This window comes from Flavobacterium sp. MMS24-S5 (assembly GCF_050320125.1).
GTDB classification, from domain to species: Bacteria; Bacteroidota; Bacteroidia; order Flavobacteriales; family Flavobacteriaceae; genus Flavobacterium; species Flavobacterium tyrosinilyticum.
Window position 1 is genome coordinate 1,980,252 of record NZ_CP190016.1, and the last position, 16,143, is coordinate 1,996,394.

A 16,143-nucleotide genomic window follows, 5' to 3' on the forward strand; every position below is an offset into this window, starting at 1 on the left:
TTGTTTACGTTTTCTGAATCAAAATCAGCAGTTTAATATAACCAACAAATATATCAGGATTCCAATTATACAACACTCTTTTGATCTGAGATGTTTTGAAATAATTACCTTCAATAGGAATCTTGCGAATATTCTTTTTTATAATTGCAATTGTCTTTTTTGTGTATTCCGTTTGATCTTGTCTCAAGCAAAGTTCAAGAAAATATAAAGCATACTCCGCATAAACTCTTTTTTTATAACTCAGAAAATTATGATTGGTTTGGTTTGCTTTTATCTGAGAAACGTATTGAAACAATTTTATTTTTGAAAGACATTTTTCATACAGTGATTTGCTGTCTTTTAATGAAGTTTTATTTTCTTCTTCTCTTCTTCTGTATAGATATAACGGAAGATTTGTATTCAAAAAATTGAAGCTGTAATTTGTGTAGAGTTTTAAATTAAAAAACTCATCTTCAAATACATTATCTTGTTCAAATCTTAAATTTTTATCTAATAAAAAGCTTCTGTTATAAATACTAAAACAGACGTTTGAAGGCATACCATCGATTGAATTTTCAGTGTTTTTGACTAAAGCATTTATTCTTTCGGGAAAACCAATTGTTAAGGTCTTTAATTCAGGATCTTTAAAATCAATTTTGGTAAAATTTAGAATCGAAATGTTTTCATATTCCTTTAGTAGTTTTTCTAAATCAAATAGTGCGTTTTCTGTTATTAAATCATCACTGTCTACAAACCATAAATACCTTCCTTCTGCAATTTCTAAACCCGTATTTCTAGCTGATGCTGTACCTGAATTTATTTTATGAACTATTTTAATGCACGCATTATCTACAGCATAATTATTGCAAATTTCTCCAGAATTATCTGTTGATCCGTCGTTTACTAAAATAACTTCAAAATCCTGAAGCGATTGAATTAAAATACTGTCTAAGCAATCTTTAATGTATTTATCCACATTATAAACCGGTATAATAATGCTGAAAAAAGGAGGGTTATGGGGAGCTTTTTTCATTTTTTCTTAAACGTATAGAACAAAATCAATCTAATAAATTTACTGAAACCTATGATCGAAAGGTTTTTTATATATAGCCAGGAAATCTTAAAAAAAAACGGAATTCTTTTTTTATCGTTTATATAACAGTTTGCAATTTTTAAAAACAATTCCTCTTGTTGTTCTTTTGAAAAAAAACGCTTCTTATTTGACAAGAGGTAATAATAAAAATCAAATCTGGAATTATTCTTTTTCTTTGAATAAATGATGTTTCCGGATATACTTATAGAAGAAACTCTAATTTTGATCACTGATTCATTTATTGTAAAAACAGTACCAAAATCTGAAAATTCCAAAACGCCTAAAACATCGGAATACCATGCTAATGGGAAATCAACGAATCCAATTTTCAACACTTTTTCTTTCAAAAAAATGTATTCGCTTAAAGAACTTCTGCTCCTTCGAAATAAAAAATCTGTAGATTTCTCTTTTGTTGGATGATAATAAATTTCGGAATTAGTGTTGCTCTTTTCATTAAAAATCTGAGTTGCATATCTAATTACATTAATTCCTTCGCTTTTTATTTCAGGTAATTTTTTATAAAACTCTTCGATAGTATTTTCTTCCAAAACATCGTCGTCACCTAAAATCATGATCCATTCTTCTTTCTCTGTCAAGGTAATGCAACGATGCCATTGTTGGGTAAGTGAATTTCCTCCAAGATTAGTCTCAAAACGATGGTATAGAAAATTAAATTTGTCTTTAAACTTTTTTAGTAAATCAAGAGGATTTTCCGGACTGTCATCATCACCTATGTAAACTTTAAATCGTTTATCAGTTTGATTTGCCAGAGATTGCAGTGCTTCTTCAAAAAAACTTAGTTTATAATATGGAATAACTATAGCAATCATTTATTTTTTTTATACAAACCAAAGATTGAGAAATGAAAAAAAGTAGTGCAAAACAAATCAATCACAAACTTTTTACTCTGTAATTTATTTTTAAATTCTGATTTTGTGCTTTTAATAACGGAATCTAAATGCTTAAAAGTTCCCAATTGCTTCACAAAGAAATCAGCGTGTTTAATGCTCATATATTCAAAAAGACTTTTGCGATTATCATTGGTTAAATCGGTTTGTCTTGAACTCTTTTTTATTCTATAATAAAATTCTACTTCTTTAATTTGAACTACTTCTCCGCCATTTTTTAATAACGAAATCCAAAATTCCCAATCTTCTAAACCTGATTTCATTTGCTCATCGTATCCACCAATGAAATACCAATCTGTCTTTTTATAAAGTGCTGAACAAAATATTAAATTATCTTTTGATAAATTTTCTAAGGAGAAAACCGGTAAATTCCATTCTCCATTTTCATCACCAAATTTCATTGCCAGGCAGTATACTAATTTTAAAGAAGGATTCTCCTGAAACAATTCACTTCCTTTTTTTATATAATTCTGACCAATTTTATCGTCAGCGTCTAATGGTAAAATTAATTCTCCTTTTGCTATAGCTATTCCTAAATTTCTGGCATGACTAACACCTTTATTTTTAGAATAAACATATTTAAATCTTGTATCTTTTAAAATCCATTTTTTCGCTTCCTCTTCGGTATTATCCGGACTACCGTCATTTACAATAATACACTCCCAATTTTCATAAGTCTGCTCCAAAATCGATTGTAAAGCTTCATCTAAATATTGGCCTTGATTGTAACACGGAACGACTATAGATACTAATGGATTATTCATTTAAAATCTTTTTAATAAACCCAATTTGATTAATAATTTGATTTTTTTTGATTTTCTAAGATTCTTCAAAACCGCTTTGGATTCAAACAAATCAATACTATCATCTATGAAAGCACTGAATTCTGAATTTAAAACATTCTTTTTTTCTTCAGCAATAAACGCTTTATTATCTAAATATGAACTCAAACCATCTAAATAAAAGGTTGATAAGGTTTGATTGATTCTCTCATAAGAGCAGTTGAATTTACAAACGCTTTCTATAAAAAATTTCCAATCAGATACAATTCTTAAGTTTTCATCGTACAAACCAACAGTACTGAATAAAGCAGCTTTAATAAACGCTGCAGGATGTGGCAAAGTATCTTTTACAAAATAAGAAAAAGGCAATTCTTCTGGATATGTTTTTATAAACTTTTCGTTTTTATCAACTACCTGAAGATTAAAATAAATTATATCTTTTTCTTTTAAAAACTTATTGTTTTCTGCCAATATGTTATCATCAAAAAAATGATCTCCACTATTTAAGAATATTAAATAATCGCCTTTTGCTTTCGCAATTCCTTTGTTCATTGCATTATAGATACCTTTGTCAGGTTCGCTTACCCAGTAATCAATATGTTTAGTTTGGCTTTCTAAATACGCAACACTATTATCTAGAGAACCGCCATCGATAACGATATACTCAAAATCCTTCCAGGTTTGATTGACTACACTCTCAACAGTTCGCTTTAAACCGTCGAGATTGTTGTAGTTGATTGTTATTATAGATATTTTGGGCATTGCTTATAAATCTTAAGTGTTTTTAAAGGAAATGACATTTTATAACATCGATTTTATAATATCAATCTCTCTTGCTGTATATTCTTTATACTTTTTGCTTTTAATCTTTCTTAGGAAATGAGTTCTCGTAAAACCTTTTCCATATAATAATTGTAAAATTCGAAAAGCTATTTTTTCTCCAAAGCTAAAAGTAAAACCCTCATTTATTATATGCTCATATAAATTCGCGTATCTGCGATTATAAAGCTTATAAATTTTCAATAACTCTTCCTGTCGTTTTCTTCCTCCGACGCCACTTTTATGTTCTTCATGAATGCGATACAATGATATAGATTTATTTAAAGGGTAAAAAGGAATATTATTTTTCTTGGCACGAAGAAACCATTCCCAATCAAAGCCAAAATTTAAATCAATATTTAAAATTCCCGTTTCTAGCCAGACTTTTCTACTCCAAAAAGAAGAGGGTTGAATTATAGTATCGGCCAATTCTAATGGAATTGAATTGAAAGATGCTACTACATTACTACCACGTGCAGATAAAGCCCCATTGCTTTTCTCCTCAAAATGCAGGCAATTTCCAAAATAAATTCCATCTCCATTCTCATTGTATTTAGCGGCAACAAAATTCAAAATATTTGGCACTAAAACATCATCACTATTCAACCACATTAAAATTTCGCCTGTTGCTCTGGCAAAACCTTTATTAATTGCATCTGCCTGTCCTTTATCTTTTTCAGAAACCCAATAACTTAATTCCTTCTCGTATTTTTTGATTATTTTAACTGAATCATCTGTGCTTGATGCATCGTAAATCAAATATTCTAAATTAGGATAACGTTGCCCTAAAACGGACAAAATAGTATCCTCAAGAAATTGACCTTGATTGTAAGATGGTGTTACTATTGATATTTTGGGATAATTCATTATGAATTATGGTATATATTTTTAATTATAATATTATGAACTCGAAATTTCAATTAATTACTTAAATACTTCACAAGTTTAATAATGAAAGGTGGTACGATATTATATATTAAAACTTTTAAGAGGCTCTTTTTTTTAACTACTACTTTTACCTCTTCTTTAGAGTAAAAGCATTTAATTTTTGAAAAAAAATCAATTTTATTTTGAATTAATTTATCATGGTATTGGCTATACAATTTATAAACTTCTTTTGACAGTGTTACAGAATTATATCTATCATAATGTTTAGAAAACACTTCAGGTTTTGTATAATTATATGAACTAAAATGATAAAATACTAATTTAGAATTGTCAGTCATAATAAATTCGTCATTAGTCTTAACAATTAAATTTCTTTCATGTAGATTCCATGGCGCAGCATTAAAACCATATTCATATAAAACTTTAACCTTATTGAAAAAAATTGGCACCAAATTAATCCATAATTGATCTACAAATAACCCATTAGAAACTCGGCTAAAACCAATTTTCAAAGTTTTATCTTCCCACCAATCAAGTAAATCTCTCACATTTTGGCTTTTCGGATTGAGGGCTAAAAATCCTAAATTATATATGCCGTAATTTAAAAATGAACTTTCTGCAGGAGAAAAATCATCTACACCTATTGGATTTAGAATATGCGGAGTTAATAAAACATCATCTTCTTCTAAATATTTTTCTAATAAACTTAACTTATTAAAAATTTGAATATCAGGATCAAAATAAATAATTGTCTCAAGATTTTCATATTTACTTATTAAATACTTAAAAAAAGAAGCTTTAATTGAAGTGTTTAATTCTACAATGTCGTATTTTTCTATTATTTCATCAAAACAATAAATACCAAATTGAGAGGCAGGAATAATTTCTGTATTCTCAAAAAAAGAGTAGTCAATATCCTCTGAAATTTCATCACACAAACCAATTATAAATTTATAATCAGAATTTTTATCTAACAATGAATCTCCCAATATCTTAGCTTGTGCCAGATAGTTATTCGAGCAAATAGTGAATGCAATTTTCATTATAATCTGTATCCAAATATGTTTAATTGCAAATCAAAATAAGGGCCTTTTTTTTCTTTATATGGATTTTTCATGTTTTCCCAGGCTTCTTTTATATATACTTTGAAACCAGCAGTTTTTAATATTATTAACAATTCACCTATCATCTGAGGATTTTCGGCAAAACTATGATATTCAACAAAAATATTTTCTACGTTTTTTAATGAATCACCACAATCTTTCAAAATATCATATTCTGGCACCTTCAATGTCAATTTTTAAAAAATCAATTTTTTCGTGCAAAAGATTTTTTAACCTCACAGTTTCAATCTCTATTGTATTCTCTGCTTTCTCTTCAACTATATGTCCTCCTAAAGAACCTCTTTTAGCAAAAATCAAAGGTTCTTCATTAATCCAAACTGCTTTTTGATAAAGTTTTACATCACAAATATTAAACTGATTTAAATTATATTCAGAAATATTAAAGATATCATTATCAGGTTCAAACGCAATTATTTCAGATTCTGGAAAAAGCCTTTTAAAATAAATAATACTTAAACCAATATTTGAACCACAGTCAATAATTTTAGGTTTATTGTTATTTGCAGTAAATTTATAAACCTCTTCAATGAATAACTCATTAAGACTGTGCAAATACCAAAATGAGTCCGTAATCTTTACTTCTTTGTCAAATAATATAGATGTTTTTTTAATAGATCCTTTTTTCAATGCAGAAAACTCATTGTATGAAAGACCTAAAAATTTATACCTTCTAAATTCAAGAATTTTTTTTATATTCTTTTTAATTAATTTCATTTTTCCAACATCTACTATTAAAATCAAAAGTTTTTATTAATCTTGCTGGAGACCCAGCTATCATTGAATAATCAGGAAAAGATTTAGTCACTACTGAATGTGCTCCTACCACACAATTCTTCCCTAGTTTAACTCCCGATAGAATAGTTACTCTGTAACCAATAAAAGTATTTTCGCCAATTTCAATTTTCCCTTTCGAGAAAAGAGGCTGATCCTTAAGAGGCAAATCTATTGTGGGATCAAATCCGTGATAATGATCTGATATATAAACATATTCACTAAGCAAACATCCGTCATTAATTACTATTTCATCTATTGCAGTAATACATGCATAATTACCTATTCTTACATTATTTGAAATAATTATTTTAGGCCTAAATGATTGATTTAAATACTTATCAAATGCCCCAAGCCACGCGGTATGCCCTATACTGGAATTATCTTTTATTTCTATATATTCTGCCCCATTCAAAATTTTAGGTTTTTCAAAAAAAGAATTTACGCCTACTTTAATTCCTAAAGAATTATTTTGATTATAATATTTAGGTTCTATTTTCTGAAAAAATGATGACAGGTAGTTAACCATTTTTCTTTTAAGAAAGTTCATCATAGCTAAAAGATGTTTTTAAATTTAACTCTCCTCTCCATTTCCTATCAAGCACGGATTCAAATTTGTTTTTAACAATTAAATTCGTTTCTGACACCCATTGATCTATTATAGTATTATTACTTACCAATGCAATATCAATTTCATACTTTCCATCTATAACTGGCAAGATTAACTCAAACTTAAAAACATGATTTCCTTTTTTGATATTAAAATAATCTCCTTCATAATCACGACTATTACATCCAAGCATAATTTTTCCTTCAAAATTTCTAATAACAAGTCCTAATTCACAATTAGTAAAATCCTCATTTGAAGTAAATTCAAAACAAATATTTTCCTTTTCATCTGAAGAAATGCTGAATAAATCAGAATCTCTTACAAACCATCTTGTAAAAAAGCCTACAGAATCATTACTGATTTCAGTTCTTTTTCCATCATTAGCTAACTGATCTTCATTGAAATACTCATCGATAACAGCATCGATACTTCCTTCAAAGACTACTCTTCCGTTCTCCATCACAATTCCTTTAGTACACAACTGCTTAACCGCAGCCATATTATGACTTACGAACAAAACCGTTCGGCCTCCTTCACGAGAGATATCTTGCATCTTTCCAATTGCTTTTTTCTGAAATTCAGCATCTCCAACGGCCAAAACCTCATCAATTACCAAAATTTCTGGCTCTAGAAAAGCTGCGACTGCAAATGCTAAACGTACGGTCATTCCGCTACTATATCTTTTTACTGGAGTATCGATATAACGTTCGCATCCCGAGAATTCAATTATTTCATCCAGTTTTGAAGTTATTTCCTTTTTGGTCATTCCCAAAATGGCACCGTTTAAGTAAATATTTTCGCGTCCTGTCATTTCACCATGAAAACCTGTACCTACTTCTAATAAAGAGGCTATTCTTCCGCGAGATTTTATGCTTCCGGTTGTCGGTGCTGTTACTTTAGATAATATTTTTAAAAGTGTTGATTTTCCTGCCCCATTTTTACCAATGATTCCTAAAACTTCTCCACGCTCTACTTCAAAGTTAATATCCTGCAATGCCCAAACATAATCGGAAGTTCCTTTTGTGGAACGATCATTTACATCACCAATTTTTAAGTACGGATTTTCCTTTCCACGTATCTGATGCCACCATCGATTTAAATCGTGGCTCAACGTACCTGTACCGACTTGTCCTAAACGATATTGCTTAGAAATATTTTCGGCTTTTAAAATTATATCTTTTTCCAATTATTAAAGTATAGATTATAAACTGTGCTGTTGGTCTAAAAAATTGGCTAAACCGTGTCAATAAAGCTTTTTTCTGTTTTATTGAAAACTAAAAGGCCAATAAAAAATATCATAATTGTTACTCCAAAAGTATAAGCTAATCCTAAAATAGAAATATTCCCTACATTTAAAAGCATATATCTACTAGTTTCGATTACATATGCCAAAGGATTATAATCAACAATCCAACCGTACTTTGGGATCTTTTCTTTGATTAATTCCATAGGATACATAACTGCCGATAAATACATTAACAATTGTATACCAAAACCAATTAAATTACTAAAATCTCTATATTTTGTTACCATCGAAGAAATTAACATTCCAAGTCCTAAACCAAAAATTCCCATTATAACAATCAAAATGGGGAAAAACAAAATCGAACTATTAATTGACAAATTCGCACCACTAAAATAATAGTAAATATAAAAGATTATAAAAATCAGGAATTGGATTCCGAATTTTATCAAAGTCGAAATCACTACTGATAGAGGAGTTATAATTCTAGGAAAATAAACTTTACCAAATATTGCGGCATTAGCTTTAAACGTATCTGAAGTACCATTAAGGCAAGCTGTAAAATAATTCCAGACTGTAATACCCGCTAAATTGAATAGAAATGGAGGAACAGATCCTGTATCAATTCCTGCTACATTATTAAATATTATAGTAAATGTTACAGAAGTAAACAAAGGTTGAATTAAGTACCAGAGTGGTCCCAAAACAGTTTGTTTATACACTGTTATCACATCTCGCTTAACAAAAAGGAGTAGTAAATCTCTATATTGCCAAACTTCTCTAAGATTTAAAGAGAAAAACTTGTTTTTGGGTGTTATTTCAAACAGCCAATCATTTGTATTTTTAGAATCCATTTAAAAGAACTAAAAAAAAACCTTATCATAAAAATTAACAAGATTTTTAATATTTTAGAGTTTGTTTAAAAATGCCAAAAGGTGTTTACAAAAAACACCTTTTGATTATACTGAATTTATATTTTTGTCTTTATACTATTTGTCTAAAACTTCGAAAGTAGAATTCATACTTTTAAACTCTGGAACTATCTTTTTCATTTTTGAAACAATATCATCATTTTCGTAAAAATCAGCAATTCCGATCAATTCATCAACCTCATTATGAAGATTTTCATACTCATCTTGAATTTCTTGCGCAATCATAATCTTATTATGATGTGTTGGAAGAGTCTTAGATGTATCATTTAATAATTCTTCGTAAAGTTTTTCTCCTGGTCTTAATCCAACAATTTTAATTTTAATTTCTTTGTCTGGAATGAAACCAGCCAACTTAATCATTTTTCGTGCTAAATCAATAATTCTAACTGGTTTACCCATATCAAAAATATAGATTTCTCCACCATTACCCATAGCTCCAGCCTCTAATACCAGTTGACATGCCTCAGGTATTGTCATAAAATAACGAATTATATCCTGATGTGTAATTGTTACTGGTCATCCTTCTGCTATTTGTTTAGTAAATAAGGGAACAACAAATCCATTTGACCCTAGAACGTTTCCAAAACGAGTAGTAATAAATTTTGTACCGCCTTCAACCTTTTCCTTTTGGTTTTTTAAGAATAGAGACTGCACATATTTTTCTGCAATACGTTTACTAGCCCCCATTACATTACTTGGGTTAACAGCTTTATCGGTAGAAACCATTACAAATTTCTTTACCTGATATTTACAAGCTAAATCTGCAAGGTTTTTAGTTCCTTTAATATTAGTTTGAATTGCTTGAGACGGATTCTCTTCCATCAAAGGCACATGCTTGTAAGCTGCCGCATGAAAAACAACATGAGGATTATAATTTTTAAAAACTTTTTCTAAAGCTTTTTTACTTCTCACATCAGCAATTACTGCAACAATTTTCGTATTGAAATTCATTCCCTGAGTTTCTAAGCATAAATTGTGTAATGGTGTCTCTGCATGATCCAAAACGATTACATTTTTTGGATTAAAATTCAGAACCTGCCTAACAATCTCGCTTCCAATTGAACCAGCCGCACCTGTTATTAAGATTGTTTTATCTTTTAATTGTTTCGAAATTGATTTACTATCTAAGACTATCGGTTTTCTTTCTAATAAATCTTCAATCTGTATATTTTTTACTTTCTGAGAAATTTCTTTTTGATTTTCCCAATCTGAAATCAATGGTACAGTATATACTCTGTAATTAAATTCTAAACATTGGTCAACAATAATAAGTTGCTCATCTTTAGTCAAACTTTTATCTGCAATAATTACTCCTTCTGCTGCAACAGATCTCATTAATGCAGGAAGTTTTTTTCTTAAAATTAAGATTGGCAGATCTAGCATTCGCTTAGATGCGTTCTGATTATTCTTATCAACAAATCCAACAATTTTAAATCTAGAAGGTGTTTCAAATTTTAAAGCATTTGCAACAGAAATGGCATTTGCATCAGTACCATAAATAACTGTTCTAACAAGCTTGGTTGTAGTTTTCTCTGAAAAATACATTTCAAAAGTCTGTTTTACAATTACACGATACAAAAACAAACCGCAAAACGACAAAACTAAATTTATAAAAAGAGCTGTATTTAAAAATGCTTTATGCCCAGTATATAATTCAAATATTAGATTTATAAATAGAAAGAAAACCAAAACTGACATTTGAGAGAAAAGCAGTTTAATTGCATCAATATATGAGGAGTGCCTAATAATTCCTGAATATGTTCTAAAGAGCCAAAAGAAAAATATATTAACTGTTATTAATCCCGCTACAAAATAAAAATCATGAGAAGTTATAATGTATCCGATTGCAGTTCCATCAAAAAGCAAATAAGTAAAGGAAAATGAAAAAAATAAAACCATTACATCAATAGCAACAATAATCCATCTGGGCAAATAACTCAAATTGTTGATATTTGCTCTAAGATTTCTTGGAGAAAAGGTTTTATACAGCAAAGAGCTTATGTTATTTGGTTTTTCTGTATTCAATTTAGCATTTTTTAAGTCAGTAAAATTTGAACTTTATACAAAAATACAAATTAAAGGTTTTAAATAATTACTTATTGGTGCAAATTAAATTTTAACACCTTTTTTCTTTTGCTTTAAAAATTCCAAAAGATAAGTTCCATAACCAGATTTAAGTAATGGCTGAGCTAATTCTTCCAGTCTTGCATCGTCAATAAAACCTTGCCTCCATGCAATTTCTTCAATGCAGCCTACCTTTAATCCTTGTCTTTCTTCTAGAACTTGCACAAATTGCCCTGCTTGCATTAAACTATTAAAAGTTCCCGTATCCAACCAAGCAGTTCCTCTACTTAATATACCAACTTTTAATTTCCCATTTGCAAGATAAACTTTATTCACATCTGTAATTTCATATTCACCACGGGCGCTTGGCTTAATATTTTTGGCAATTTCAACAACAGAATTATCGTAGAAATATAGTCCTGGAACTGCGTAATTAGATTTTGGTTCCAATGGTTTCTCTTCAATAGAAATAGCATTTTTATTTTCATCGAATTCAACCACTCCATATCTTTCAGGATCCGAAACATGGTAAGCAAAAACAACACCTCCTTCAGGATCTGCATTGTCTTTTAAAAGTTGTTGCATATTGGTACCGAAGAAAATATTATCTCCTAAAACTAAAGCTACTTTGTCATTACCTATAAACTCAGCTCCAATTACAAAAGCCTGAGCCAATCCATTTGGATTGGGTTGTTCAGCATAACTAAACTTACAACCAATTGTACTCCCGTCTCCTAAAAGTTTTTTAAAATGTGGTAAATCGTGAGGAGTTGATATAATTAAAATTTCATTAATTCCTGCCATCATTAATGTTGATAACGGATAATAAATCATAGGTTTATCGTAAACTGGCATTAGCTGTTTACTTACAGCTAATGTCAATGGATGCAATCTTGTGCCAGAACCTCCAGCTAATATAATTCCTTTCATATATTTTGATTTTAGATTTTAGATTTTAGATTTTAGATTTCTTTTGAAATTCTGTCGTATAAATCTTTAAATCATTTTTAATTTAAACAAACATTTTTCTTAAACTGTCTTTATAATTTGGAACTTTTAAATTATAAACTATTTTTATCTTTTTCTTATCTAATAGTGAGAAACTTGGCCTTTTTGCTGGAGTTGGATAAGATGACGATGGAATCCCTCCAACTTTACAGCTGTAGCCACCAACCTCCTTAATGCTTAACGCAAATTCATACCAGCTAATTTCGCCTTCGTTCGAATAATTATAAATTCCTGGAACCCAATTTGAAGATTCGATGATATCAATCATTGCTTGCGCCAAATCAGGAGCATAAGTTGGTGACCCTATTTGATCATTTACAACATTAATTTCATCTCTTTCCTGCATCAATCGCTGCATTGTTTTGACAAAATTATTTCCAAACTTACTATAGACCCAAGAAGTTCTAATAATAATTGACTCCGGATTTTCTTGCAAACATGCAGTTTCTCCAGCTAATTTACTTTTTCCATAAACATTTTTAGGATTTGTTTCTGCTTTTTCATCTAAAGCAACTGAAGAAGATCCATCAAATACATAATCTGTTGAAATTTGAATTAATTTAACATTATTTTCTCTGGCATATTTTGCAATTAACCCTACGGATAGATGATTTACTGTAAAAGCTAAATCTTTTTCTGATTCAGCTTTATCAACAGCAGTATAAGCTCCACAATTAAATATAATATCAGGGAGAATTGCCTCTAATTGAGATTGAAGCATTTCTAAGTTATTTAATGTAATTTGAGTTCTATCTGCAAATACCCATTCATATTGAGGATAAGAAGGTGCTAAAACTGAAAGTTCCGATCCTAATTGTCCTGTTGCACCAGTTACTAAAATTTTTTTCATTAAAATAAACTATTACAATTTTCAATAAAAGGAAGAATTTGATCTTTTTCTGAAACTATTGCTTCATCCAGATTCATTCCCCAATCAATATTTAAAGACGGATCATCGTACTTAATTCCGCCCTCAGAGGCTTTGTTATAAAATTGATCGCATTTATACATTACTGAAGCTGTTTCGCTTATAACAGAAAATCCGTGTGCAAATCCTTGCGGAACTAATAACTGTTTTTTATTCTCTGCTGATAGTAAAACACTGAATGCTTTTCCATACGTAGGAGAATCTTTTCTCAAATCCACTGCAACATCAATAATTTCGCCTTCCAAAACACGAACTAGTTTTGTCTGTGCAAAAGGAGGATTTTGATAATGCAAGCCTCTTAAAGTGCCTTTCTTTGAAAATGACTGATTATCTTGAACAAATTCAATATTAATTCCTAAATCTTCAAATTTAGTTCTACTATAAGATTCAAAAAAGTAACCTCTTTCGTCTCCAAATACTGTTGGTTCTACAATTACCAAATCTTTTATGAATGTTTCTTCGATTTTCATTTTTTAATTTTAAATTCATTAAAGAAATTAACAATAACCTCTTTTATTCTAATTTTATCTGTATTAGCTAAATTTGATCCTGATGGCAAACATAATCCTCTATCAAATAACTCTTCAGCAATTTTACCTCCATAATATGGATATTTTTCAAAAACTGGCTGCAGATGCATTGGCTTCCACAACGGTCTACTCTCTATATTTGCTTTGTTAAAAGCAAGTCTCAAACTTTCCTTTTCTTCTTTTGTTTCCAAAAGTATTGTATTAAGCCAATAGTTAGAAATGAAGTCATTGCTAGAATTATCAAAGAGTTTTGCATTTTCAACTTCTTTAAAAATCTCTCTGTAAAATAAATGATTCGCTTGTCTTAAACTGATATTCTTTTCTAAAATTTTCATCTGTCCAAGACCAATTCCTGCGCAAATATTACTCATTCTATAATTGTAGCCTATTTCACTATGCTGATAATGTACCTCTGCATCTTTTGATTGAGTAGCATAAAAAATTGCTTTTTCCTTTTGTTCTTTATGCCTAGCTATTAATGCACCACCGCTAGAAGTGGTAATAATTTTATTTCCATTAAATGATAAAATACCAAAAGCTCCAAAACTACCACATTTTTTTCCTTTATAACTGCTTCCTAGTGCTTCAGCGCTATCTTCAATAATTGGAATCTTATATTTATCAGCAATAGCAGTTATTTCATCTACTTTATATGGCATACCATATAAATGAACGGCTATAATTGCTTTTGGTTTTTTCCCCTTTTTTATTCGGTCTTTTATAGCAGTTTCTAGATATTCTGGACAAATATTCCATGTATCAACTTCACTATCTACAAATATAGGAGATGCATTCTGATATAAAATTGGATTTGCTGAAGCTGAAAAAGTCATACTTTGGCAAATTACCTCATCGCCAGCTTTAACACCTAATAAGATTAGAGCTAAATGAATAGCTGATGTTCCAGAGTTTGAAGCAGCAACAAAGTTTTCATTTCCAAAGTACCCCTCAAGTCTATTTTCAAACTCCTCTACATTTGGTCACCAGAAGTAATCCAATTTGACTTTAAAGCATTCTGAATATACTCTTGCTCAAATCCGCTTTCTTGAGATAATGACAAATAAATTCTCTTATTGTCCATTATTAATATGCCAATAATCTAACGGATAACGAACGTCGTCCTCGCTAACATTACTTAACGGCAATGTAGAAAAAGATATTAATTTAGAATTTTCATCCAACGATTCTACTGCATTTGCGTAACCCGCAGGTATGTGAACAATTTTACTATCAGATTCAGAAACAAAAACGGTTTCAATGGTTAAATCCTTTGAAGGATTTTCCCAATTATCAATTTTTATAAAATGAATATTAAAAGAACCAGAAAGACAATAAAAATTTTTAGTATCTAATTTATGCCCCTGCCAAGCTCGGATTGGATTTTCCTTCGAATTACTTATAATATAAAACCTTTCAATATCAGTAAAGCTAAAATCATTTACATACGATATACTTCCTCTTTGATCTGAAAATTTTCCTCCCTGAATTATTTTAGGCTTCATGATTTAATCGTAAATTACTTTTGTTTAACAAATAAAATTTTGAAGAGTAAAGTAACAATAATGGCGAAATGACAATTAAGAATACTAGTGAATCTTGAACTTTTTGATAAAGAAAAATAACTAAAAAAGAAATCCCTGTCTGTACAACTGCATAAAGTGCCGAAACTACTCTATGTTGCATCTTATATTCATTACTTAATACTTGATATAGATGCAAACGATGGGCTTCAAAAATATTCTGTTTAAGGTAAAGTCTGTGAAGAATTGTACAGACAGCATCTACTCCATACACTGCTAAAAACAATAACCAAATAAGAGTTTCTGTTTTAAGGATTAATTTTAAAACCAAATAAATTATCCAGAAAGCAATAGCAATGCTTCCAACATCTCCTGCAAAACATTTTGCTTTTTTTCTATAATTAAAAAACAGAAAAACCAAGCTCGCAATCATTGCATATATTATAAAAACACCATCAGTAAAAAGCTGGATTTTTGTATTTACATACAACAGTGACCCCATTACTACTAAAGTATAAAGCCCCGTAATACCATTAATTCCATCCATGAAATTATAGGCATTAATGAGCCCTATTGCTAATACGTAACTTACTAAAACTGTCCAAATTGGGACGAAAGTAAATAAGTTTAAATCAAAAAAAATTAACGTGATGGAAAGGAAATGAATTGAAATTCGGATTTTATTTGATAAACTTTGAATATCGTCCCAAAAACTGACTAAACTGACTAAAGTAATTCCTGTAAAGAAAAAGAAACTACCTTCAATATTTTGAGCAAAATATAACAATGCTGCAAACCAAAAAATGATTCCACCTCCCCGCAAAGTAATTTCTGTATGTGAACTTCTTTGGTTTGGTTTGTCAATTATATTAAAATGATCTGCTACTTTAAAATAGAGCAACATAATAATCATTAAAACAATTCCTAAAATTGTGTACTCCATT

Annotated in this window: 16 protein-coding genes and 2 pseudogenes; all 18 read right to left on the reverse strand. The window is 29.6% G+C overall.

All coding sequences use genetic code 11. The annotated features are described in order from the left end of the window. Positions 1-4 precede the first annotated feature (4 nt). The 18 genes and pseudogenes from ACPWTF_RS09055 to ACPWTF_RS09140 all read right to left on the reverse strand — a co-directional run bounded on the left by ACPWTF_RS09055 (position 5) and on the right by ACPWTF_RS09140 (position 16,142). Positions 5-1,012, reverse strand: coding sequence for a glycosyltransferase family 2 protein (locus ACPWTF_RS09055; protein ID WP_427875217.1), 1,008 nt, complete (start codon positions 1,010-1,012; stop codon positions 5-7). Continuing rightward, positions 1,009-1,902: a glycosyltransferase family 2 protein gene (locus ACPWTF_RS09060; protein ID WP_427875218.1), complete on the reverse strand. Its 894-nt coding sequence runs from the start codon at positions 1,900-1,902 to the stop codon at positions 1,009-1,011. The genes ACPWTF_RS09055 and ACPWTF_RS09060 overlap by 4 nt, the downstream gene beginning before the upstream one ends. Continuing rightward, entirely contained in the window at positions 1,899-2,744 is an 846-nt protein-coding gene (locus tag ACPWTF_RS09065) for a glycosyltransferase family 2 protein (protein ID WP_427875219.1), read from the reverse strand. Before ACPWTF_RS09065 ends, ACPWTF_RS09060 begins: the two co-directional genes overlap by 4 nt. Further along, the gene (locus tag ACPWTF_RS09070) at positions 2,745-3,524 is read right to left on the reverse strand and encodes a glycosyltransferase family 2 protein (RefSeq protein ID WP_427875220.1); all 780 of its coding nucleotides are present in this window, start codon (positions 3,522-3,524) and stop codon (positions 2,745-2,747) included. Positions 3,525-3,563: 39 nt separating this feature from the next. Further along, on the reverse strand, positions 3,564-4,448 hold the full coding sequence (locus tag ACPWTF_RS09075) for a glycosyltransferase family 2 protein (protein ID WP_427875221.1): 885 nt from the start codon (positions 4,446-4,448) through the stop codon (positions 3,564-3,566). A 53-nt stretch (positions 4,449-4,501) separates the two neighbouring features. Continuing rightward, positions 4,502-5,512 carry a glycosyltransferase gene (locus ACPWTF_RS09080; RefSeq protein ID WP_427875222.1) on the reverse strand — a complete coding sequence of 337 codons (1,011 nt, stop codon included), beginning with the start codon at positions 5,510-5,512 and terminating at the stop codon, positions 4,502-4,504. Further along, the gene (locus ACPWTF_RS09085) at positions 5,512-5,754 is read right to left on the reverse strand and encodes a hypothetical protein (RefSeq protein WP_427875223.1); all 243 of its coding nucleotides are present in this window, start codon (positions 5,752-5,754) and stop codon (positions 5,512-5,514) included. The genes ACPWTF_RS09080 and ACPWTF_RS09085 overlap by 1 nt, the downstream gene beginning before the upstream one ends. Then, positions 5,741-6,307 (reverse strand): FkbM family methyltransferase, encoded by a 567-nt coding sequence (locus tag ACPWTF_RS09090; RefSeq protein WP_427875224.1) that lies wholly within the window; start codon positions 6,305-6,307, stop codon positions 5,741-5,743. The genes ACPWTF_RS09085 and ACPWTF_RS09090 overlap by 14 nt, the downstream gene beginning before the upstream one ends. Continuing rightward, complete coding sequence (locus tag ACPWTF_RS09095) at positions 6,294-6,917, reverse strand: acyltransferase (protein ID WP_427875225.1); 624 nt, start codon at positions 6,915-6,917, stop codon at positions 6,294-6,296. The genes ACPWTF_RS09090 and ACPWTF_RS09095 overlap by 14 nt, the downstream gene beginning before the upstream one ends. Continuing rightward, the gene (locus ACPWTF_RS09100; protein ID WP_427875226.1) at positions 6,901-8,160 is read right to left on the reverse strand and encodes an ABC transporter ATP-binding protein; all 1,260 of its coding nucleotides are present in this window, start codon (positions 8,158-8,160) and stop codon (positions 6,901-6,903) included. The genes ACPWTF_RS09095 and ACPWTF_RS09100 overlap by 17 nt, the downstream gene beginning before the upstream one ends. Before the next feature lie 47 nt (positions 8,161-8,207). Next, entirely contained in the window at positions 8,208-9,071 is an 864-nt protein-coding gene (locus ACPWTF_RS09105; protein WP_250837420.1) for an ABC transporter permease, read from the reverse strand. 135 nt (positions 9,072-9,206) lie between these two features. Continuing rightward, positions 9,207-11,150, reverse strand: a pseudogene (locus tag ACPWTF_RS09110) (polysaccharide biosynthesis protein). 108 nt (positions 11,151-11,258) lie between these two features. Beyond that, positions 11,259-12,143 (reverse strand): glucose-1-phosphate thymidylyltransferase RfbA, encoded by an 885-nt coding sequence (gene rfbA / locus ACPWTF_RS09115; protein WP_427875227.1) that lies wholly within the window; start codon positions 12,141-12,143, stop codon positions 11,259-11,261. A gap of 82 nt (positions 12,144-12,225) precedes the next feature. After that, positions 12,226-13,071 (reverse strand): dTDP-4-dehydrorhamnose reductase, encoded by an 846-nt coding sequence (rfbD, locus tag ACPWTF_RS09120; protein ID WP_427875228.1) that lies wholly within the window; start codon positions 13,069-13,071, stop codon positions 12,226-12,228. Next, the gene (rfbC, locus tag ACPWTF_RS09125) at positions 13,071-13,619 is read right to left on the reverse strand and encodes a dTDP-4-dehydrorhamnose 3,5-epimerase (protein WP_427875229.1); all 549 of its coding nucleotides are present in this window, start codon (positions 13,617-13,619) and stop codon (positions 13,071-13,073) included. The genes rfbD and rfbC overlap by 1 nt, the downstream gene beginning before the upstream one ends. Further along, a pseudogene (locus ACPWTF_RS09130) lies at positions 13,616-14,760 on the reverse strand (DegT/DnrJ/EryC1/StrS family aminotransferase). Before ACPWTF_RS09130 ends, rfbC begins: the two are co-directional and overlap by 4 nt. Beyond that, entirely contained in the window at positions 14,750-15,181 is a 432-nt protein-coding gene (locus tag ACPWTF_RS09135) for a WxcM-like domain-containing protein (RefSeq protein WP_250837426.1), read from the reverse strand. The pseudogene ACPWTF_RS09130 and the gene ACPWTF_RS09135 overlap by 11 nt, the downstream one beginning before the upstream one ends. Then, positions 15,171-16,142: an MraY family glycosyltransferase gene (locus tag ACPWTF_RS09140; RefSeq protein ID WP_427875230.1), complete on the reverse strand. Its 972-nt coding sequence runs from the start codon at positions 16,140-16,142 to the stop codon at positions 15,171-15,173. The genes ACPWTF_RS09135 and ACPWTF_RS09140 overlap by 11 nt, the downstream gene beginning before the upstream one ends. Position 16,143: the final 1 nt, after the last annotated feature.